Origin of the sequence: Limnohabitans sp., assembly GCF_036804465.1 — a bacterium.
Lineage (GTDB): Bacteria > Pseudomonadota > Gammaproteobacteria > Burkholderiales > Burkholderiaceae_C > Limnohabitans.
Genome location: NZ_DAIRSK010000013.1, coordinates 61,205 through 82,540 on the forward strand (window position 1 = coordinate 61,205; position 21,336 = coordinate 82,540).

General features: G+C 52.4%; 22 protein-coding genes. 8 read left to right on the plus strand and 14 right to left on the minus strand.

Annotated features, from left to right (window positions below; translation table 11 throughout):
- Positions 1-14: 14 nt before the first annotated feature.
- The 6 genes from V7Q41_RS08685 to V7Q41_RS08710 are packed head-to-tail and all read right to left on the minus strand — an operon-like array spanning position 15 to position 5,438.
- Positions 15-989 carry a quinone oxidoreductase family protein gene (locus V7Q41_RS08685; protein ID WP_333845416.1) on the minus strand — a complete coding sequence of 325 codons (975 nt, stop codon included), beginning with the start codon at positions 987-989 and terminating at the stop codon, positions 15-17.
- A 16-nt stretch (positions 990-1,005) separates the two neighbouring features.
- Positions 1,006-1,554 (minus strand): VOC family protein, encoded by a 549-nt coding sequence (locus V7Q41_RS08690; protein ID WP_333845417.1) that lies wholly within the window; start codon positions 1,552-1,554, stop codon positions 1,006-1,008.
- 22 nt (positions 1,555-1,576) lie between these two features.
- On the minus strand, positions 1,577-1,975 hold the full coding sequence (locus V7Q41_RS08695; RefSeq protein WP_333845418.1) for a cupin domain-containing protein: 399 nt from the start codon (positions 1,973-1,975) through the stop codon (positions 1,577-1,579).
- 11 nt (positions 1,976-1,986) lie between these two features.
- Positions 1,987-3,360 carry an NAD-dependent succinate-semialdehyde dehydrogenase gene (locus V7Q41_RS08700; protein WP_333845419.1) on the minus strand — a complete coding sequence of 458 codons (1,374 nt, stop codon included), beginning with the start codon at positions 3,358-3,360 and terminating at the stop codon, positions 1,987-1,989.
- Positions 3,361-3,370: 10 nt separating this feature from the next.
- A complete protein-coding gene (locus tag V7Q41_RS08705; RefSeq protein WP_333845420.1) occupies positions 3,371-4,432 on the minus strand; it encodes an Ldh family oxidoreductase in 1,062 nt (353 codons plus the stop codon).
- A gap of 13 nt (positions 4,433-4,445) precedes the next feature.
- Positions 4,446-5,438, minus strand: coding sequence for a Bug family tripartite tricarboxylate transporter substrate binding protein (locus V7Q41_RS08710; RefSeq protein ID WP_333845421.1), 993 nt, complete (start codon positions 5,436-5,438; stop codon positions 4,446-4,448).
- 140 nt (positions 5,439-5,578) lie between these two features.
- On the opposite strand from V7Q41_RS08710, the gene V7Q41_RS08715 reads away from it, so the two are divergent.
- The 6 genes from V7Q41_RS08715 to V7Q41_RS08740 all read left to right on the plus strand — a co-directional run bounded on the left by V7Q41_RS08715 (position 5,579) and on the right by V7Q41_RS08740 (position 11,581).
- Positions 5,579-6,505, plus strand: a complete 927-nt coding sequence (locus tag V7Q41_RS08715; RefSeq protein WP_333845422.1) for a LysR family transcriptional regulator — start codon at positions 5,579-5,581, stop codon at positions 6,503-6,505.
- 215 nt (positions 6,506-6,720) lie between these two features.
- Positions 6,721-7,926, plus strand: coding sequence for an MFS transporter (locus V7Q41_RS08720; RefSeq protein WP_333845423.1), 1,206 nt, complete (start codon positions 6,721-6,723; stop codon positions 7,924-7,926).
- A 357-nt stretch (positions 7,927-8,283) separates the two neighbouring features.
- Entirely contained in the window at positions 8,284-9,351 is a 1,068-nt protein-coding gene (locus tag V7Q41_RS08725; RefSeq protein WP_333845424.1) for a C4-dicarboxylate TRAP transporter substrate-binding protein, read from the plus strand.
- 12 nt (positions 9,352-9,363) lie between these two features.
- The gene (locus tag V7Q41_RS08730; protein WP_333845425.1) at positions 9,364-9,879 is read left to right on the plus strand and encodes a TRAP transporter small permease subunit; all 516 of its coding nucleotides are present in this window, start codon (positions 9,364-9,366) and stop codon (positions 9,877-9,879) included.
- Between the two features lie 13 nt (positions 9,880-9,892).
- Positions 9,893-11,257, plus strand: coding sequence for a TRAP transporter large permease (locus V7Q41_RS08735; RefSeq protein WP_333845426.1), 1,365 nt, complete (start codon positions 9,893-9,895; stop codon positions 11,255-11,257).
- A gap of 21 nt (positions 11,258-11,278) precedes the next feature.
- Positions 11,279-11,581 (plus strand): DUF1330 domain-containing protein, encoded by a 303-nt coding sequence (locus V7Q41_RS08740; protein ID WP_333845427.1) that lies wholly within the window; start codon positions 11,279-11,281, stop codon positions 11,579-11,581.
- A gap of 139 nt (positions 11,582-11,720) precedes the next feature.
- On the opposite strand, the gene pcaD is transcribed toward V7Q41_RS08740, so the two are convergent.
- From pcaD to V7Q41_RS08780, 8 genes are all read right to left on the minus strand, one after another.
- Positions 11,721-12,500, minus strand: coding sequence for a 3-oxoadipate enol-lactonase (gene pcaD, locus V7Q41_RS08745; RefSeq protein ID WP_333845428.1), 780 nt, complete (start codon positions 12,498-12,500; stop codon positions 11,721-11,723).
- Positions 12,501-12,518: 18 nt separating this feature from the next.
- The gene (locus V7Q41_RS08750) at positions 12,519-14,663 is read right to left on the minus strand and encodes a xanthine dehydrogenase family protein molybdopterin-binding subunit (RefSeq protein ID WP_333845429.1); all 2,145 of its coding nucleotides are present in this window, start codon (positions 14,661-14,663) and stop codon (positions 12,519-12,521) included.
- Positions 14,644-15,120: a (2Fe-2S)-binding protein gene (locus V7Q41_RS13330; RefSeq protein ID WP_442918833.1), complete on the minus strand. Its 477-nt coding sequence runs from the start codon at positions 15,118-15,120 to the stop codon at positions 14,644-14,646. Before V7Q41_RS13330 ends, V7Q41_RS08750 begins: the two co-directional genes overlap by 20 nt.
- A 43-nt stretch (positions 15,121-15,163) precedes the next feature.
- Positions 15,164-16,282 carry an amidohydrolase family protein gene (locus V7Q41_RS08760; RefSeq protein ID WP_333845431.1) on the minus strand — a complete coding sequence of 373 codons (1,119 nt, stop codon included), beginning with the start codon at positions 16,280-16,282 and terminating at the stop codon, positions 15,164-15,166.
- A 108-nt stretch (positions 16,283-16,390) separates the two neighbouring features.
- Positions 16,391-17,488: an LLM class flavin-dependent oxidoreductase gene (locus V7Q41_RS08765; protein WP_333845432.1), complete on the minus strand. Its 1,098-nt coding sequence runs from the start codon at positions 17,486-17,488 to the stop codon at positions 16,391-16,393.
- Between the two features lie 34 nt (positions 17,489-17,522).
- On the minus strand, positions 17,523-18,029 hold the full coding sequence (locus V7Q41_RS08770; protein ID WP_333845433.1) for a flavin reductase family protein: 507 nt from the start codon (positions 18,027-18,029) through the stop codon (positions 17,523-17,525).
- A gap of 36 nt (positions 18,030-18,065) precedes the next feature.
- A complete protein-coding gene (locus tag V7Q41_RS08775) occupies positions 18,066-18,785 on the minus strand; it encodes a TetR/AcrR family transcriptional regulator (RefSeq protein WP_333845434.1) in 720 nt (239 codons plus the stop codon).
- A 5-nt stretch (positions 18,786-18,790) separates the two neighbouring features.
- Positions 18,791-19,837 carry a Gfo/Idh/MocA family protein gene (locus V7Q41_RS08780; RefSeq protein WP_333845435.1) on the minus strand — a complete coding sequence of 349 codons (1,047 nt, stop codon included), beginning with the start codon at positions 19,835-19,837 and terminating at the stop codon, positions 18,791-18,793.
- A 69-nt stretch (positions 19,838-19,906) separates the two neighbouring features.
- Between V7Q41_RS08780 and V7Q41_RS08785 the strand changes: the two genes are divergently transcribed.
- The gene (locus V7Q41_RS08785) at positions 19,907-20,881 is read left to right on the plus strand and encodes an NAD(P)-dependent oxidoreductase (RefSeq protein ID WP_333845436.1); all 975 of its coding nucleotides are present in this window, start codon (positions 19,907-19,909) and stop codon (positions 20,879-20,881) included.
- Positions 20,882-20,885: 4 nt separating this feature from the next.
- Positions 20,886-21,332, plus strand: coding sequence for a VOC family protein (locus V7Q41_RS08790; RefSeq protein ID WP_333845437.1), 447 nt, complete (start codon positions 20,886-20,888; stop codon positions 21,330-21,332).
- The last annotated feature ends 4 nt before the right edge of the window (positions 21,333-21,336 follow it).

A 21,336-nucleotide genomic window follows, 5' to 3' on the forward strand; every position in this document is an offset into this window, starting at 1 on the left:
ATGCGACGACGCTCTTAGGGAATCAGCACGCTCGAACCACTGGTGCGACCAGACTCAAGATCAGCATGCGCTTTGGCCACATCGTCCAGCGCGTAGCGTTGGTTGATGTTGATCTTCAAAACACCTTTGGCAAACATGTCAAACACGGCAGCCGCTGAGTTGCGCAGATCTTCTGTGGAGGCGGTGTAGGTCACCAGGGTGGGGCGGGTGAAATACAAGGAACCCATTTTTTGCAGCGAGCTAGCCGCCACAGGTGGAGGTGCACCCGTGGTGGTGCCAAAGGACACAAAGTAGCCGCGGGGTGCCAAGCTGTTGAGCGACTGCTCAAAGGAGTTCTTACCCACTGAGTCATACACCACAGGCACGCCAACACCGCCCGTGATTTCTTTGACGCGGGCAGGAATGTCATCTGTCAAACGGTCCAAGCAATATTCGTAGCCGTTGGCTAAGGCAAGTTTGACTTTTTCAGGACCTGCGGCCACACCAATCATGTGGGCGCCCAAATGTTGGCCCCATTGCCCCGCCATCAAGCCCACACCACCCGCTGCAGCGTGCATCAACACAAACTGCCCTTTTTGGACGGGGTAGCAGCGTTGCATCAAATACTCGACCGTCATGCCCTTGAGCAATGCAGCAGCGATTTGTTCATCTTGCATGTGCGCAGGTGAATGCAGCAAGCGTGCGGCAGGGTAGTTGCGATGCGTGGCACAGGCAGCCAGCACGGGGCCGCTGGCATAGCAAACGCGGTCACCCACTTTGAAGTCCGTCACGCCTGGGCCAACACCCTCCACCACGCCCACCGCTTCTGTGCCCAAGCCTGTTGGCATGGGGGCGGGGTATTGACCAGAGCGTGCATAAATGTCTTGAAAATTCAAACCAATCGCGGTGTGACGAATACGCACTTCGCCTGCTGCTGGATCGGGTAGCTCGAGGTTTTCAATTTTTAAAACTTCGGGACCACCTGCGCTGTAAATGCGGACTGCTTTCATGGGAAATCTTTTCTCTTTAGTTGAAGGTAGAAACTTTGACGGGTACGTCTTTGGCGACCATCACGTCGTCAACAGCCTTGGTGTTGGCGCCGCCATCCGTCCATTCAGGAACACGGCCCATGCGCACCGCCTCATGCCAGGCAAAGTTGAGTTCAACTTTGATGCCGTTGATGGGTTCACGCATGAAGAGTTGGTACAAATTGGAGTTGTGGGCCTTGCGTTCACTGAACTCCACCCCGTTTTTGGTCAATCGTTCGACAAACTCTTCCATGCCATCGCAGTTGAGGCAGAGGTGGTCAATACGGCCCGAGCCTGGTGCGCCTGCGGCAGAGTAATCCATGCCTGCAACGTCGGACGGGGTTTTGAGGTAGGTGTCTTGATGGGTAGAGTGGCGCGCTTTGCCAATGTGGATCACATCCTGATCACCGATGTACAGCCAGTGAACGGGAAAGCCGAACTCTGGGTGATAGCCGTTTTTAAAACCCAAGTTTTCGCAAAACCAGTCGCGTGTGCCGTCTGGGTCATGTGTGAGGATGAGTACATGTTCTAGAAAACGAAGTCCCATGGTGTGCTCCTTGGTTTCAGGTTTATTTGTTGTGTTCGGCCGTGATGGGGCGGGTCTCACCCGAGTCGGTCAGGGTGCGTGTGGCGTTGACTGAGGCGTAGGTCCACAAAATTTTCATAGGCTCTGTGTCCGAGCGGTTGCGAAAACGGTGTGACACGTTGGGCGGGATGAAGGTGGTGTCATAGGGCTTGAGTTCATGCACTTCACCATCGATGTCCAAAAATGCATGGCCAGTGAGCAGCATCACGCTCTCTTCACAGTTGTGGCTATGAAATGGAATGGCGGTGCTAGGCGCAAACTCGGTGATGCCATTGATGAAGGTACTTGCCCCCATGGACGGCAACACCAAAGGCGTGGTGCGAGCGCCACCGCCGCGGTCGTGGCTTTTGATTTGATCGGGTCTTAGAACAGCGTGTTTCATCATTTTTCCTTTCAAGTACGGGCAGGCCCGCGCCAAACTGTTTTGATATTGGTGAATTCGTGCATGCCCAACATGCCTAACTCACGGCCGTAGCCTGAGGCTTTGGTGCCGCCAAATGGCAGACGCGGGTCAGAGGCCACCATGCCGTTGATGAACACAGCGCCGGCCTGAATTTGGCGGGCCAAGCGATGGCCCAAATCAATGTCCTGTGTCCACACCGCGGCGCCCAAACCAAAAGGACTGTCATTGGCAATGCGAATGGCTTCGTGCACATTGCTGACGCGCAAAATGGCGGCAGCAGGACCAAAAGTCTCCTCACGCGCCACCGTCATGGCAGGCAATACATGGTCAAAGACCGTAGGCTCGTAGAAAGCGCCCGAACCAGCAATGGGGTTTCCACCCATAAGGAGCCGCGCACCCTCTTTGACCGAGGCTTGCACTTGGGCATGGAGTTCGTCTCGCAAGTTCAAACGCGCCATGGAGCCTTGTGTGGAGCTGCCCGACAAGGGATCGCCCACCACCAATTGGCGTGTGATGGCGCAAAAGGCATCCACAAACTCGTCTGCTACGGCTGCTTCAACAATGAAACGCTTGGCCGCAATGCAGCTTTGACCGGTGTTTTGAAATCGTGCTTTGACCGCTACAGTCGCCGCTGCTTGCACATCGGCATCTGCCAAGACGATGAAGGGGTCAGAGCCGCCTAGCTCTAACACTTGCTTTTTCAGCGCTTGTGCGGCGGTGCTGGCGATTTGTCTGCCAGCGGGTGTTGATCCGGTGAAGGTGACGGCCGAAATGCGTGGGTCATTGATCAGGGCGGGTACTTTGGCTGCTCCCACCAACAGGGTGCTGAACAGACCCGAAGGCAGGCCGGCTTCTTTGAACACATCCTCCAGCGCCAATGCGCATTGCGGCACATTGCTGGCATGTTTCAAAACCAAGGCGTTGCCACTCACGAGCACGGGTGCTGCTGCACGCATGACTTGCCAAAACGGGTAATTCCAAGGCATGACCGCCAAGATCAAGCCCAAGGGGTCGTACACCACGCGGCTGTCAGTGGCGCCACTGGGTATGACGAGGTCATCTAAATAGTCTGGCGCACTTTCTGCGTAGTACTCAAAGTTCCAAGCGCATTTTTCGACTTCACCCAGGGCTTCGTTCAATGGTTTGCCCATCTCAAGGGTGATGGTGCGAGCCAGCGACTCTTTGTTGCGGCGAAGGGTTTTGGCAACATTGAGCAAGAAAGGCAGACGCTCAGACAGCGACAAAGCCGCCCATTTTTTCTGCGCCCTGTCAGCTTGCGCCAAAGTTTGCTCAATGTGCCCATCTTCATGCGGGTTGAAGGTGGCTAAGGTTTCGCCTGTGGCGGGGTTAAAGGAGGTAATCATGTGTTCATCTTTATGCATGCGTGAGCGGGGCGATGCCCAACTCGTTTGCCAAGACGTTGAGCTCGGCGATCAAGGTGGGGGCGACAGGAATGCCTTGGTGGGTGTAGCGTTCCCGCTTTTCATGGCTTTGTTCGCCCGGTAACCAAATGCGTTCAACCCCTGGTAGACGTTCGCTGTTGCGAATGTCACGCACCAAACGATCCACTTGGTGTTTGAAGTCTTCAGGGTCGCCAAAGGCGGCTAGGTCGATCACCAAAATGGCTTGACCGGTGTTGGTCACGCTCACGTGGTCGGCATTGAAGTCAATCACATCGCGCCCCATCGCCGCCCCACCCAAGGTGCCAGCCAACAAGCCCACGATGAGGGCCAAGCCATAGCCCTTGTGTTCGCCAATCGGTAACAAAAAGCCTTCATTGGCTTTGTGAGGGTCCAGCAAGGGTTGGCCTTGGCGGTCAATCATCCAGCCAGGCGGCATCATTTCGCCGCGTTTGGCTTTGGCCTTGACCTTGCCGTACGCTGCCACAGTGGTGGCCATGTCAAGAACAACCGGCGGCTCTTGCGAAGTCGGAATGCCCGCTGAAATGGGATTGGTTGACAGCAGCATGTCCATGCCGCCCCAAGGTGGCAAGTGGTTGGCGTTGCCAACGGCAAAGTACAAACCAAGCATGTTGTGCTGGAGTGGTAGGCGTGAGTAAAGCGAGGCAGGGCCAGCATGGTTGCTAAAGCGGGTGCTGACCCAAGCCACACCTGCTTCACTAGCTTTTTCAATTGCTAAATCAACCGCGTGTGACACCACCAAATGGCCCATGCCGTTGTCGCCATCCACGACAGCCATGGCCGATCGCTCGTGCACCACGCGGATTTTGGGGTGCTTGTTGATGCCGCCCGCTTGGATGCGTTTGATGTATTGCGGCAATCGAATAATGCCGTGTCCGTCTGAGCCTTGCAAGTCGGCTTCTGCCATGAGTTGCGACACCTTGTGGGCATCGTCTTGCGGCAGGCCTTGGCTGGCGAGTGCGTTTTGAATGAATAGCTGAAGTTCACCGAAGCTGTAGGTTGTGTGTGAAGTCATTGGGTTCAACAGCTTAGTCAGCGCGAATGCCTTTGTCTTGAATCAGTTTGCGATACAGCTCATATTGGTTGCGCGTGGCTGTGCCGAACTCTGCGGGTGTTGTTCCTCTTGGTGTGACACCAATGGCTTGCAGCTTTTCACGCGTGCTCGGGTCGTTGAGTGCTTTGCGAACTTCATCGCTGAGTTTGTCGATGATGGGCTTGGGTGTTCCTGCCGGAGCGACCATGGCAAACCATGAGTTGAAGGTAAAGTCTTTCATGCCCGCTTCTGTGAAGGTGGGGACAGCTGGGTATTGAGGCAATCTTGCGGGGGTGGAGACAGCGAGTAAACGTAATTTGCCAGCTTGTATCAGTGCAGTGACTGTGCCCAGACCTTGCATGGCTGCATCGACCTCGCCCGCAGCAACTGCGACGGCCGCAGGTGTGGCGCCCTTGTAAGGCACGTGGCTGATGTCAAGGCCGGCTCGGTTTGTCACCAATGCCATGCCAATGTGCTGCGGGCTGCCGTTGCCACCAGAGCCGTAGTTGAGCTTGCCAGGGTTGGCCTTGGCTGCATTGATGAAGTCGGCCAAGGTTTTGTAGGGGCCATCCGCTTTGACAACGATGCCCCACTCAATGGTTCCCACCAAGGAAATAGGTTCGAAGTCAGTCAAGGCATTCCAAGGCATTTTGGCCATCATGTGCGGGACCATGGTCAACACGCTGTCGTTGTAGCCACCGATGGTGTAGCCGTCAGGTGCGGCACGTGCCACCCGCTCAGCACCAATCAGGCCAGATGAGCCTGCAATGTTTTCGATCACAAACGCTTGCCCCATGTTCTCAGCCATTTTGATGGTGATGACGCGCGCTGCATTGTCAACCGCACTGCCAGCTGCCAAGGGAATGATCATCTTGATGGGCTTTTGCGGATAGGCGGTTTGTGCTGAAGACAATGCCGCGACGCAAAACATGGCCATTGCAAGAATGGGGCGAACGAGCTGAAGGTGCAAAGGTTGTTTGAGTGTCATGGTGAGCGTTATGAGTTGGTGGTAGAGATGGTTTTTGGGGATCGTCGATCAATTCAGCATAAAACCATATGTAGGCTATGTCCAATGCTTGATTTTGACTCTGCCATATCATTGTGTGATTGATCAAACGAGTAGCACGCATGAATTTACGAACTTTGCGCTATTTCATTGCCATTGCGGATGCTGGCAGTTTGACGGCTGCAGCGGTGGCCATTCCCATTGCGCAATCCGCTTTGACACGCCAGATGCGTGAGCTTGAATCCGAGATGGGTGTTGCATTGCTTCAGCGCATGCCGCGCGGTGTGCGTTTGACGCAGGCAGGCGTGACTTTTTATGAGTCTGCGCAGCGCATCCTCGCTGAATCGGTTCGACTGCGTCAGCGCTTGTCGCATGGACAGTCTCCAGGCCAATCCAAAGTGACATTAGGTGCTTCACCAACCTTAGCGCGCGTGTTGTTACCAGGTTTGCTGGAGAAATGCTTCAACACCCTCGAAACCATTGAGTTGAGCGCCCGAGAAGCGTTTACACCCGCCTTGATGGATTGGCTTGAAAAGGGGGTAATCGATATGGCCATCGTGACCAACCCTGGGACGGGTCGGGCGCTGTCTTTGCAGCCTTTGCTGGGTGAGCCATTTGCGTTGGTGTCGCATGTGACGATGCGGGTAGGGCCTGTGGTGTCGGTGAATCAACTGACGCGCATTCCGCTGCTGATGACCAGCTTGCATCGGGGCATCATTGATCGTCAAATGTTGGCATTGGGCAAGCAGTTGAATGTGCAAGCTGAAATCGATTCCGTCGATTCGATTCGGGAATTGCTCATGCGCGGGCGCTGGGCTACGATCATGCCTGTGTCTGTATTTAAGGACATCGATTTGCATCCAGAAATCATCATGTCTGAGATTTCTGGCGTGCAACTCAATCGCTTGTTGGTCTTAGCGACGCGTTTGGAGTCAAGCCCCAATCTGGCGCTGACCTTGGTGCGGGAGTTGGTAGAGGCTGAGTTTTCCCGTTTGATGCGCCAAGGTGTGTTTAGTTTTGGTTCCGTGCTGGAGCAAGCTGCCGACTAGGCAAGAACGAGATCGCAGGCTTAGTCAAAAAGCCATCTTGTTTGATACGCGCCATGCGTGTGTGTTTTTAAAAAATGAAGATGCACGACTTATCGGCTGTATTTTGATCATTGAGTCCTCATGCCCTTAAGTAAGAATAAGTAAGTGAGTGACGGGATAACTGAAAGTATGTCAATGCGCCGATTTTTTATTTCTCTGTCAGTGCGGATGTTTCAATGCCGTTGACCTCACGCCCAAAGCTCGCTGCAGGCGGGGCTGATTCTCGGATCTACGGCGCCGCTTTTTTCGCATTGCTTGCTGCACTGGCGCCTTTTGGGGTCAATATCGCCGTGGGCTTGTCACCCGTTTTCGGTGATGGCTTGTTCATGGATGCCGAAGCACGAGCTGCAACCGTCGCCTTGTACGCATTGGGCTTGGGTCTTGGTCAGCCGTTCATGGGAGGGGCTGCAGACCATTGGGGACGCCGACCCGCCATGATGGGTGGTTTGCTGTTGGGCTTGTTGGGTGCGTTTGCAGCTGCATTTGCCGCCAGCGATGCGCAGCTTCTTTGGGCTCGGTTTATATCGGGTTTTGGGCTATCAACTTGTTTGGTGGTGCCGCGCGTTTGTCTTCGTGACTTGCATCAAGGGACGATCCTTCAACGCAATATGGCAACCTTGTCAAATGTCTTTGCTGCCATGCCCGTGGTCACCCAACCCCTCGCGTGGGCCCTTGGCTATTGGTTCACTTGGCGTGTGCCCATGCTGACCTTGGTTGTTTGTGTCGTCGCTGTTCTTTGTATTTCTTGGCGTTGGCAACCCGAGACAAGGGCTGAAGGAACCATGGCACCTGAATGGCGTGTGTGGTTCGAAGTGATGAAGGATGCCGTTATTTTGCGGACGTCTCTGACATTTGCTTGCGCATGTGCCCCTTTTTTTGTGGTGGCCGCCATTGGGCCCTCAGCAATCAAGCGCTCTACCGGAGGCAGTGAGGGTGTGATTGCCGCAATTTTGGGCATAACTTACCTGGGCTTTGCATTCGGTAACTTCTGGGTCAGAAAGAATGCATCTTGGTCCAGCGCCTTGTTGATCAATCAAGGTTTATGGGTGGTTGGTCTTAGCATGTTGATGTTTCTGTGCACGCTTTGGTGGCCATCCTTGTGGCTGTGGTCTTTGGCGCTAGCGGTTTACGCTGTGGGGCAGGGCATTGTGTTTCCAGCAGGTTTTTCACTTGTGCTGGAGGGCAGAGCCTTGCAAGCAGGTGTCGCATCGGCAACGATAGGAGCCATCCACATGACCACAGGCGGCTTAGTTGCTTGGATTGCTGGCGCGTTGTCATTGCCACAAGACATCTCCTTGGTGCTTGTCAGCTCAACCGTGACCCTTGCCGCTGTGGTCATATGGACAGGGATGAAGCCCATCACGGTTGCCCGTTCATCATGATGACTTGTTCTTTATTACCCAAAAAAGCTGAGAGGACTCAGGTTTTAAAGGGTCGAGCTACTCGGTGCTTTCCCTAGTTTTTCTGTTTCAAGCTCGCGTCTTTGATTCTGCAAATTGACATGCTCTTTCCTCATTTCAGAGTCAATTTCAAAACGGAGTTTCTCTCTGAAAATTCATCCGAATGGCAGAGCGTGAAGCGAAATTTTTCATTTCAATTTCATGTGATTGGTGTCCCCAGTTTATGAGGTCAAACCCTGATACGGGTTGTTTCTTTTCATCTCTTTTGTCAAATAAATGTTTGACGGTGATCGTTTGATGAATTAAATTGCACAAACTTTCAACCATGAGGAGACATGAATGATGAAAAAACTAAAACCAGCGCTTTTAGTAGGCTTGCTTGGACTGCTTGGTGCATCAACCGCCAGTGCTGAAAATATCAGACTGCGTATTGCATCAGGCCATCCTTCCGTCAACACCTACGTCAACTTGATGCAGAACTTTTTTGTGCCTGAAGTCAGCAAGCGTGTGGCCGAACGGACTCAGCACAAGGTTGAATTTGTCGAGGGGTACGGTGGCTCTATGGTGAAGGTGGCCGACACGCTCGAAGGCGTGCAGTCAGGCTTGATCGACATTGGCGGCTACTGTTTTTGTTTTGAGGCATCGAATCTTCCACTGAATGCTTTTCAAGTGATGCTGCCTTTTGGAACCATGAACTCTGAGATCAGCGTCAAGTTGGCGCGCACTGTTTACGACAAAGTTCCAGCCTTGTCTAAAGTGTTTGAAGACAAATACAACCAACAGTTGATCGCGTTGATTTCTGACAACGGCTACAACCTCGGTACAACTTTTGAATGGAACAACATCAGCGAACTCAAAGGCAAGAAGATTGCCGGTGCAGGTCTGAACCTCAAGTGGTTGGAGTACGCAGGCGTCACGCCGGTGCAATCGACCTTGCCAGAAGGTTACACGTCCTTTCAAACTGGCGTTTACAACGGCTGGGTGATGTTTCCGTCGGCTTGGGTCAACTTTAAATTCTACGAAGTTGCCAAAAATTACACAGAAATCGGTTTTGGTGCCATCACCTGGCACGGTCTGACGATCAACAAAAATCGCATGGCCAAACTTCCTAAAGATGTTCAAGCCATCATCATCGAAGTTGCCAAGGAGTTTGAAGCCAAAACAGGCACGGTCAACCAAGAAAACTACCCCAAGCAAATTGCACAACTCAAAACTTTGGGTGTGAATGTGAAGTCGGTGCCTGATTCTGTAAAACTGGATTGGGCCAATTCACTGAAAGACTGGCCGCAAGCCATGGCGAATGATTTGGATGCGCGAGGCATGCCAGGTTCATTGGTGTTGAAAACCACACTTGAAGAGGCCGAAAAGATGGGCCACAAGTGGCCTGTTCGTTATGTGATCAAGTAAGGAAGCTCCCCAATGACATCTCTCATCGATTGGGTCTCTAAGGCCTTGATGGTTATTGCAGCCGTACTGGCTTTTTTATTATGTTTCCTGGTGGTTGGTGATGTCAGTGGGCGAGTTTTCTTCGGTAGTCCCATCAAGGGGACTACCGAGTTGATCTCCTTGTCGATCGTGACTGTCTGTTTTCTTCAGGCAGGGTATGCCATTCGTTCGGGCGGCATGCTGAATGTGGACACCGTGGTTGTTAAGTTTTCACCTCGTGTGCAAAGCATATTTGCTGTTTTTGGCGCCTTTGCTGGTGCCTTCTTTTTTGCGTTTATTTGTTATGGCACCGTCGACGGGGCAGCGCATGCATGGACCTCTAACGAGTTCGAAGGGGAGGGGGCTATGCGTGTGCCTGTTTGGCCGACAAGATTTGTGATTGTGTTGGGCACGGGTTTGGCGGCAATGTGCTATGTGATCCTGATGGTTGAAAACCTTCAGCGTGTCATCAAGGGTCTTCCCCCTGTTTTGTCCTCGTCTCAACACTGATCGGGGCATAAGAATGTTTGATTCAATCCAAATGGTCACCTTGGTCAGCGTCTTGTTGATCATGGTTTTCAGTGGCGTTCACATCGCTGTTTCACTGGGCATTACCAGCATGCTCGGCATCTACCTTATGACCGATCAGGTTGACACCGTTTTGAGCTTTGCCTCAAACACGGCTTATGAGGCTTTGCGCGATTACATTTTTGCTGTCATTCCCTTGTTCATGCTGATGGGTGAATTTTTGGCCAAATCGGGTGCCGCTACCGACTTGTTTGCACTCATCAACAGACTGCTCAAGCGCATTCCTGGCCGTTTAGGTGTGGCCACAGTGCTGGCGAACGCCGTTTTTGCGTTCATCACGGGTGTGTCAATTGCTGCTGCTGCTGCATTCTCCAGAATCGCTTACCCAGAAATGCGTCGACATGGCTACGAGAGAAAATTTTCATTGGGCTGCATCGCAGGCAGCGCGTGTCTTGGCATGCTCATCCCGCCTTCGGTCCTGATGATTGTTTGGGGCGTGATCACAGAGATGTCGATTGGCAGTTTGTTCATTGCCGGCATCGTTCCTGGATTTCTCGTTGTTGGCCTTTTCATTGCGTACATCTTGTGGGTGGCTATTCGGCATCCTGAACGTGTAGGTGAGGGCATGGTGTTGCCGACATCCCAGCAGGCTGCTAGGGATGCCAATGACCTGATTGCAGAAAAGGACATGAAAACCATTTTGCGCAGCACCTTGGGCTTGCTGTTTTTGATTGTGTTGGTCCTTGGTGGAATCTGGCTTGGGTTTTTCACGCCCACAGAGGGCGCTGGTGTTGGGGCGACCTTGGCCTTGATTTTGGCAATCATGCGTGGCATGAAACTGCCTGAAATGATGTCGGCCATTTTGTCTGTCGGCCGGACATCGGCGCCTTTGTTGTTGTTGCTGGTCGCGGCTCAGTTGTATTCACGTGTTTTGGCAATGACAGGCGTCACGGGTGCAACCAAGGAATTTTTTCTGTCCTCAGGCTTGTCGCCCTATGTGATTCTGGCCTTGATGGTGCTGGTGTGGTTTATCTTGGGATGCATCATCGATTCGATATCCATCATTTTGTTGACAGTTCCCGTCTTCGCTCCATTGGCGATGGCGCTCGGTTTTGATCCTTTGGCTTTTGCCATCATCGGCATCATCGCCATTGAAACAGGGCTGTTGACCCCACCGTTTGGCATATTGGTCTTCACTGTGAAAGCGGCGGTGACCGACGAAAAAGATTTGACGCCTGGCGAAATTTTTAGAGGTTCAGTGCCTTTTTGGATCGTCTTGTTGATCGCCGTTGTGTTGATCGTTATCTTCCCTCAAATTGCGAGTTGGTTACCTAATGTGGGTAACGAGTTTGCGCGTTGACGCCAATTTTGAAAGATCACTATGGCAGCTTACTGGTTAGCCCGTTCTCGCATCACCGATCCTATCGAGTACAAAAAATACACCGATTTGGTGCCAGGCATCATGGCGCGACACGGCGGTAAGGTATTGGCTCGTGGTGGCAAGTACCAAATCATGGAAGGTCCTGAGGACTTCCATCGTTTTGTTGTGATCGAGTTCCCTACTCACGCTCAAGCGGTGGCTTGTTTTGAGTCCGCTGAATATGAGGCTGCCGCCGCCTTTCGAAGGGCAGGAGCGGGCGTGGTTGAAAACGTCATTGTCGAGGGCGGCGAGTTTACGGTTTAAAAATAGCGCACGGATGAAGTGCGCTATTGACGCACATCACTCTTTTTGAGTGAGCTTGTGCCGATTCAGTTTGTGCTTGATTGGTGCGGGACGTATTTCACCGCCGCACAAAGACCGTGATTTTTTTATGTCGCTGTGCTCAATGTGGCAAGAATTTCAAAACCGAATCGGTAAATTCCTGCGCCTGTTCAATGTTTGAAATATGCGCTGCATTTTTCAAAATTACAAAGTTTGAAGCGGGCCAGTGCTGGTGGATTTGCTCGGACAAGGCTGGGGGCGTGCCAGTGTCTTGCTCCCCGACTATGACCAGGCAAGGTGTATGCAAATGACGCAACTTTTCAAGCGTATCTAAATCCGCAATCGCCGCACAGCAGCCTGCGTAGCCCACGGCAGGTGTGTTGGCGATCATCTGACCTATTTGAGTCATGATGTCGGGATTTTTTTCGCGGAAGTCTTGAGTGAACCAGCGCTCCAATGTGGGCTCAACCAGCGGCGCCATGCCTTGACTGAGGGCCAGTTTGGCCCGCTCGCCCCACATGCTTGCTGCAGTGGGGGTAACCTTGCCTGAACTGTCAGCAATGACTGCATGAGCCACCATCTCTGGGTGCTGAATGGCGAATGTTTGGCCAATCATGCCCCCAAGTGACAAACCCATCCAATGGGTGGATTGGATGTCCAAGTGAGCCAGCAGCGCATGCGCGTCATCACTCAATTGGGTCAGGGTGTAGGGGCCTGGCGTGCACTGGGTTTGCCCATGGCCCCGTATGTCGTAACGCAAAACTGTGAAATGCTGATTGAGCTTGTCCATTTGAGGGTCCCACATCCCACAGTTTGAAGCCAGTGAGTGGGAGAGCGTCAGCCAAGGCCCGCTGCCAGAAACTTCGTAATGCATTTCAATGCCGGCAATCTGTGCTTTCATGGAAAAACTTTCTGTTAATCAAATTTGATTGGGTTCATCTGTCTGATTCATGGCAAGAATCAGGTTGTCAGGGCTCAGTGGCAAGTGCCGTGCTCGAACACCAAGCGCATGCGCCACTGCATTGCCAAGAGCACCAGCGCATGGCCCGGTTGCGACTTCACCACTTCCCAAATAGGGGTTGCTGGGGTCTTCAACTAATTGGATGTCTAGTTGTGGCACGTCCAAAAATGACAAGATGGGGTAGTTTTCCCAATCATGGCTGCTGACACCTTGCTCATTCCAACGGACCGATTCATGCAAACTCCAGCTGATGGCTTGCAATATTCCGCCTTCTATTTGATTGCGTAAACCATCTGGATGAACGACCTGGCCTGCGTCAACACAGGCCCATATCTTTCGTACTTTGACACGTTCACTGACATCGACTTGAGCCACCAGTGCAAAGTACCCAGCCTTGTTTTTGTAGCGTGCGTATGCCATTCCATAACCCGTGCCAGATCCAGCTTCCCCACGTTCATGCCAATTGGACATGTCAGCAACTTTTTGGATCACCTGTCGTGCCCGAGGGTCTGAAAGGTGTTTGAGTCTGAAGGTCAAAGGGTCTTGGCCGCTGATGTCGCTCAACTCATCCATCAAGGACTCGATGGCAAATACATTGGCATGCGCTCCCAATGAACGCAAAGCGGACACTCTGACTGGCGAACTGATCAGAAAATGGTGCTCTACGGTCAATTCGCCTACATCGTACGCGGGTACTGCATTACGCAAGCCTCCGCCTGTGGGCAGGGGCACGTCTTGCGGTTTGGGGGGGTATACATCGGGCAAGGCTGACCAAGCGCCAAGCAATTGAATGCCTTCACCCCAGCCAGGCCGATTCAAATGGGTGGGTGACCAGACCTGAACATGCCAACGCTGAATATGACCTTCAGTATCTAGGCTGGCTTCTATGTCTACTAAGCTGGCAGCCCCCATGGGAGAGACCGTCAACTCATCTTCTCGGCTCCATTGCACACGAACATGGATACCCCAAGTTTGTGCAATGAACGCGGCGTCAAATGCAACGTCATCTGCGCCGTTGTGACCGTAACACCCAGCCCCTGGTGCATGCATGACCACTACCTGATGAGCTGACAGCTTCAGGGCCTGTGCGATTTGGTCACGCAGTTTGAACACACCTTGTGAATGGGACCAAACGTGAATACCGCCTCCCTCGACAGGGGACGCGAGAGCACATGCTGGGCCAATCGACGCATGCGCGATGAAGGGACGAGAGTACTGGCGTCGAAGGCGATGTGATTTGATGCGGGTTTGATGACCCTCGTTATCTTTGCCAGCTTGGTGTACAGCAATGCTGGAATGCCTTTCCATTTTGGGCAACAGCACATCAGTTGGCTGTTGTTGGGGCAATGTTGGGACGTTCCACGCAATCATTTGTCTTGCTCGTGCATGGGCACTGATCAAGGCACCTTCATCGCGTCCGATCAGGGCTACAAATTCATGCTTTACAAGTACACGCTCCACACCCTTGAGTTTTTCAAGTTGTTCAAGAGGCCAATGTGTAGCGCTGCTTTGAGGGTGGGGTCCACGCAAAATGCGAGCGTGCCACATGTCGGGTAGAAGGCGGTCATGGATAAAGCCATCGCCTGTGAATTTGAGCCACAAATCACTCCGCGAAACTTGTACCAACTCTGTAGGGATGGATACAAGCACTGGGTTTTCCGTATCCACACGCAAAGCCTCCCATGCCACTGAGAGTTCCTGGGCGAGTTGATGGTAAGTGGATTGACGACCAAAAGTCCCATGGAATGTGCCTGCGCGAAGTTCCAAATCGCCAATTTGGCAGCCCATGGCTTGAGTCGCTGCGGCTGCAAAGTGACTTCTCACAATGTCTCCAACCCTTTGCCACGCTTGCCCCCCCACTTCAATCGACTGGCTGCCAGCTGTAAAACCTTCATCTGGTGAATAACGGGTATCGCCAGCCACCCAGGTTATTTGGTTGGCGTTAATGCCTAAGGCATTGCAGGCAATTTGAGTTAGCGCTGCAGTGATGCCCTGACCTAGCTCAACTTTGCCCGACTGTAATTCGAACATGCCCTCGGGCGTGAAGCGTAGCCAATTTTTGGCAAGCGGCGCTGTGGTTAAGCTAGGGGAGGGTAATGGCATGGTGAATATTCTTTTGCGCCAAATACACCGCCCGCAATATCCGCGCGTGCGCCCCACAGCGGCAAAGGTGCCGAGACAAAGTTTCCTTGATTTGAGTCTCGGTAGCATCAGGAAACTGTTTCAGCAAGCCTGTGATTCGCATCAAGATGCCACTGATGCAATAGCCACATTGTGCCGCTTGCTCTTCGATGAAGGCGGCCAGCACAACTCGACCGACCTCGTCATCAGTCAAGCCTTGTGCCGTCTGAATGTGTTTTCCGTCGCCAGCCCAGATGGGCGTTGTGCAAGCATTTTGTGCTTGCCCATCGACCAAAACGGTGCAGGCGCCACAGTGACCACTGCCGCAACCAAATCGAACGGTTGCATCGGCGCATGTCCCACGCAAAAAATGCAGTAGATCCCCTTGGGGGTCTGTGGACGTGGTCCGATCAATCTGGTTGTGCCGAATTTTTATCATGATCGCTCAGTCAACTTAAACCAGCGCGTGGCCACAGTTTGGGTCAAGCCTTGATCTTGAATAACTTCATCGCATTGCCACCTTCGATGAGGCGGCGGTCTGCGGCGCTGAGTCGGTTGACGCCGGCGATCAAGCCACGTGGATCGTCTTCGCCCATGTCATAGGGGTAGTCGGTGCCGAGCATCACATGGTCTGCACCATAGCGGTCAATCAATTGCTTGAGCATGCGCGGGTCGAAGGTGATGGAGTCAAAGTAAAACTTCTCTAAGTAGCTGGATGGTTTTTTCTTGATCACGGTGCGTGTGTCTGGACGAGCCCGCCACGCATGATCCATTCGCGCCCAATAGTGAGCCAAGAAACCACCGCCATGTGCGGCTAAGAATTTGATTTTCGGATAACGCGCCACCACCCCGTCAAAAATCAAATGACTGACAGCCACCGTGGTTTCCAAGGGATTGCCAATGACGTTGTTGAAGTAGTGGTTGCGCAGCCGATCACCTTGGGTGTAGCCCAGGGGGTGCATGAACACCACGATGCCCAATTCATTGGCCTTGGCAAAGAACTTTTCTAATCCCAAGCTGGGATCGGTCAAATTCAAGCCATTCACGTTGGTGTTGATTTCAACACCGCGCAGCCCTAGCTTTTTCACACAGTACTCCAGCTCTTGCACAGCAAGCTCGGCATTTTGCAAAGGCACAGAGCCCATGCCTACAAAGCGATCAGGATGCTGTGCGACCACGTTGGCAATGCCCTCGTTGACCTCGCGCGCAAGTTCGGCTCCATACGCGGGTTCGGTGAAATAAAAGTAGTGATAGGGCGCAGGCGCCACCGCTTGAATGTCAACGCCCATGCGGTCCATGTCTTTCAAGCGCACGTCAATGCCCATCAACTTGGGCGCACGGTCTTTCATCTGTTTGACGTTGGTTTCATTCGTCAAGTCGTTTGCAAAGATCACGGTTGGGTCATATTGCGCTGCATTCAGATGTGCTGTTTTTTGATTCACCACAGGATTCAAATAATGGCAATGCACGTCCACAACTTTGAGTTTGCCTTTGCTGTTGCGAACCGTCTTTTGCGTGCTCGATTTGGCTGCAACTTGAACTCGACTTTTGGTGGGCGCTTTCGTGGCAGCTTGGCTGGTTGCAGCGCTTGTGCGAGACATGCGTTCGGCTGCAGTGTGGTGGTGTGTCGGGTCGACGCAAGCGGGTGAACAGGTGAAAAACATGAGAACCTCTGTCGGTAAAGTTTTTAATTGAATCGAATCAGTGAATTATTTGCCAATGGCTGCATTCACACGCGGCATGACTTCGGTCGCGAACAACTCCATGGAGCGCTTGCCCAATGCGGGATCCATCCAATCATGGCAGGCATAGACCAAGTTGCCAAAGTCACCCACGTGGTCACGAAATGCCAAAATTTGATCCACCACAGAATTGACGGTGCCAGCCAGCACCAGGCGATTGGTGACATAGTCGGGCGTCAATTCACTGTCGGGCATGTTGGGATCGGTTTTAAACAAATTGCTGCGGCCACCTCCAGTGACCAGTTTGCGCACCAATTGTTTGAAATAGAAATGATAGGGGCCGCCTGCTTGCAATGCATAGCGCTTCGCTGTGGCTTCGTCGTCCGCCACAAAGATGCTTTTGGCCACGCGCCACTCTGAAGGATGCGCAACGGCACCCACAGCTTCGCGGCCTTCAACGTATTTGGGCCAATGCGTTTTGACCCATTCAGGCATCAAGAAGTTGGCCGAGATAGGGCCCCATCCGCGCTTGGCCATTTCCGTGACACCTTGAGAGAAAGGCGCCACTGCTGTGCCAACAATAGGTGGGTAAGGCTTTTGGTAAGGCTTCATGATGAAGCCCTGGCCGATGTCAGGAATCATGGTTTTTTCAACCGAAATGTTCCAGAACTGTCCCTCAATGTTGTATGGCGGCTCAGAGTCCCAAATCTTCAAGACTGTGTTGATGCTCTCCACAAACATCGCATTACGGTCTTTTCCAAGGTTGCCATGCACTTCCACGTCAGACATCAATCCACCAGGACTGATGCCCATGATGAAGCGTCCCTTCAGCATGTGGTCCAACATGGCGGCTTGAGCTGCGACCGCCGCAGGGTGCGCGTTGGGCAAGTTGATGGTGCCTGTGCCCAGTTTGATGTTTTTGGTTTCGTAAGCCAGTGAGGCTAAAAACATCATGCAAGAGGTCACGGTCTCCGCAGCGTCCGTGATGTGCTCTCCCACATAGGCTTCGCTGAAGCCCAAGCGATCAGCCAACAAAACGGCTTCGCGGTCTTCTTGCAAAGATTCCGTCACGTTGCGACCCGGTGGATGCAAGGGCATCATGAAGGTGGAGTATTTCATCGTCATACGAATTCCAATTTAAACTAAAAATCTCAATCTATTAAGCTGAATGCAATTCAGTACTCGCGCTTTGCGCATAGCGACCTTGTACATAGAGCAAAGCAGTTTGGTCTTGGTGTTGGTAGGCCTCTACTTGGCCGAGATACAGAATATGGTCGCCCACATCCAAGCGTTGAATCGTGCGACATTCAAATGTGGCGGCGCAACCTGCCAGCACAGGCAGGCCTTCGATGCCCAAACTATGGTCAACCCCCTCAAATTTGTTGGGTATGGGACTGGCAAAACGCTTGGAATGTTCGATTTGTGAAAGCGATAAGACGTTGATCACAAAGCGGCCGCAGTCGTCGTAAGCAGGCAAATTAGGCGATGTCTTTTGCAAACTCCACAGCACAATGGCTGGCTCCAGCGAGACAGAGCTAAAGGAATTAGCCGTGACGCCAACCAAACGGTTATCAAATGCCTTTGTGGTGACTATCGTGACGCCTGTACCAAAAGATCCAAAGGCTTTTCGAAGATCTAAACGGTCAAATGGATGCTTGGTGTTCATGTGATCACTTTATTGTGATCGCATGATTTTGGGCAATTAGCGTTTTCCCTTGGTTGCGGGACGTGCGCGACCTTTGGTGGCTGCATTGATTCCCAATAAACCAGGCAGCACCACCCGTGCCCCAGCCATGAAATGTTCAATGGTCATCTGGATGAGGTCATCAAGATCATCTTCAACGGGAACGTCAAAAATCCATTGGCGTTGACCAAAATAAAACACCCGTGCATTGATGCTCCAAACCAACTCAATCTCGTTGCTTTTGAGGGGAATCTCTTCAACGCTTGGCAGTCCAAATTCATGGCGAAGCTCGATGGCGATAGGCACCAAAATACGCTCGCGCAATATATCGAGATATCTGCGGTTGATGTCCTCACCGCGCAGTCCTGAAAACATGAAGATGCGCACCCAATCACGCGTCAATGCGGCTTTTGCATACTCGATGTAGTGCCGCGTCAGGCGTTCCTGCAAGGGGATGCTTCGGTCGCGAACAACACTCTCCCAAAAAGGGTTCCACCTGCCCAGATAGACTTCTTCAAAGACGCGATTGATGAGTGCTTCTTTGCTGGGAAAGTATTTGTAGAGCAGCGATTGCGTCACACCCAAGCGCTTGGCTAGTTCGCGGGTATCGCCACCAAAACCGACCTCTGCAAAAAAACGAACAGCTTCTTGTGCAATGTGTTTTTCACGCTCTGCACCGCTGAATCTGGTGTGAACAGGTGCTGCTGATTTTTGGCTGGGTATTTTCTTCGTGACCATTCAATTTACAACTGTGGAGCAGCTACTTTGACCAAGCCGCGTGTTTGAACAGATGTCATGATGGCCTCAAGCGCTGCCACATTTGCCAACATTTCTTTTGTTGTCACGGGGTATGGCGCGACATGACGAATGGCTTTGGCAAAAGCTTCCAAATTGGCCAGCACGGTGGGGTGCGGCGAAGCAAATCGGGTGACTGGCTCTTGGCCACGCAGCACGGTTGTGATGTCCCAACCCGTTGGGTTTTCGGGGTGAGTGCGATCTCTAACCTCAATCCAACCTTTGGAGCCATAAACCGCAAAGCGTCCTTCAAATGGCGTGGCTAACACCGCGCTGATCATGGCATTTGCACCATTGGGAAAACCCATCATGATGCCTAAGGTGTCGCCATTTTCAAAGTCAGACCCCAGTGTGGCCAAGCGAGCCCAAAGCGATTCGCAGGGACCCAGCAAGGCGATGCTCAGATCTACCAAATGAATGCCTGTGGCGGTCAATGGTCCGACAGGGGCGTATTTGTTGGAGAGGCGCCAGTTGTCTTTGGGGAGCGCGAAAAACTTGTCTTGGCTGAAGTTGGCTTCAATTTGCAGGATTTCGCCCAAGGTGCCCTCTGCGATGAGTTGGCGCATGGCCATGATTTCAGGCTCAAAACGACGTTCATGCCCAATGCCCAAGACCAAGTGCTTGTCTTGACACTGCGCCACGGCCCGTTGCGCATCGGCGAGCGTGAGACACAAAGGTTTTTCACAAAAAATGTGCAAGCCAGCATGGGCCGCCGACATCATTTGATCTGCGTGCAACTGGTGAGGGGTGCACAAAACAACTGCTTCCAAGCCAGCTTTCGCCATCAGTTGTTCGGGCGAATCAAAGATCTCAACGCCAGCAAGAACGGGATCAGAAGACATGGTGGATCGCACATGGGCATCAACTTCTGCCACGGCTGATAGTTCAAGCCAAGAAGAGTTGGCGAGTTGGCGGGCTATGGTTTTCCCCCACCATCCGTAACCGACAAGGCCGACTTTGACGGCTGTATGTGTAGAGCTATCTTTGATTGTCACAGTCGTGTCTCCATGAAGTTCTAGTTGTCATAAACTAGTTTAGCGTAATAAAACTAAACTGGAGATCAAATGAGTACCAACAAATTAGTCAAGCCATCCAAAACCAAGTTATCCGTTGCGGCTTCACCGGCGTTTGAACGAGTTGGGTTCCTAGGTTTGGGAATCATGGGGTCGGCAATGGCCGGTAATTTGATGAAAGCTGGATTTGAAGTTCATGGCTTTGATCCCACTACCAAAGCGCGACAACGATTCAAATCTGCGGGTGGGCATGTCAGCAAAGATGCTGCTGAGTTGGTGCGCTCTGTGGATGTCATCATCACATCGCTGCCAAGTCCGGACGCGTTAATAGAAACAGCTAACGTATTGGCCCGCGCAGGGCGCAAAGGTTTGTTGGTGATTGAAACCAGCACCTTGGACATCAAAGACAAGGACGCAGCGCGTGATGTGATGGCCAAGAAAGGCGTGACTCTGCTGGACTGCCCTTTGTCAGGTACCGGCGCTCAGGCGGCACGCAAAGACCTCACGGTGTATGCCAGCGGGCCTGCTGCTGACATTCGTCGACTGGTCCCCGTGTTTGAAGGCTTCTCTAAGGCGCACTTTGACCTAGGCCCATTTGGCAACGGCATGAAAATGAAGTTGATGGCTAATTTGTTAGTCGCTATTCACAATGTGTCCACTGCCGAAGCATTGCTGCTGGGTCAGCGATGGGGCATCAAGCCCAGCACGGCTGTCAAGGTGTTGAGCGATGGCGCTGGAGGCTCGCGCATGTTGCAGGTGCGCGGCCCGATGATGGAAAACGAGGGTTGGAAAGAGGTCACCATGAAAATTTCTGTGTGGCAAAAAGACATGAAGCTGATTGCGCAAGCTTTGGCAGACGCGCAAGTGCCAGCTCCGTTGTTTGCTGCAACTATCCCGCTTTACAACGCTGCCATGGGTATGGGGCATGAAAGCAATGACACGGCTGCTGTGTTTGATGTGTTGGAGAAAATGTCTTCAATTTCCAATAAAGTGGCGGGAAAGAAAACCGCCTTGCGCAAAAGGTAAAACAATGACGTTGTCTTTGAATCATTTTTCAATTCGTACACTTGATTTGCCTGCAACCAAAGACTTTTATGTCTCGGTACTGGGTTTACATGAGGGTCCAAGGCCTGACTTTCCATTTCCAGGGTACTGGCTTTATCAAGGGCCATTGACTGACTATGCCAATGCAGCAGTTCACATTATTGGGATTGATCCCAATGACAGCGCTGGCTTGACTGGCTACTTGGGCGATCGTGATGCGCATCAATTGCAGGGCAGCGGCGCATTGGATCATGTAGCGTTTTTCGCGACGGGTTTGTCGGACATGCTCAAGCGTTTGCAATTGAAGGCTGTTGAGCCGCGGCGCCGTGACGTGCCAGGCCTGGGTTTGCATCAGCTGTTTTTAGAAGATCCCAATGGCATCGTCGTCGAGCTAAATTATCCCTTTGCTGAAAAGCAAGCACTTACGGCTTAAGGCG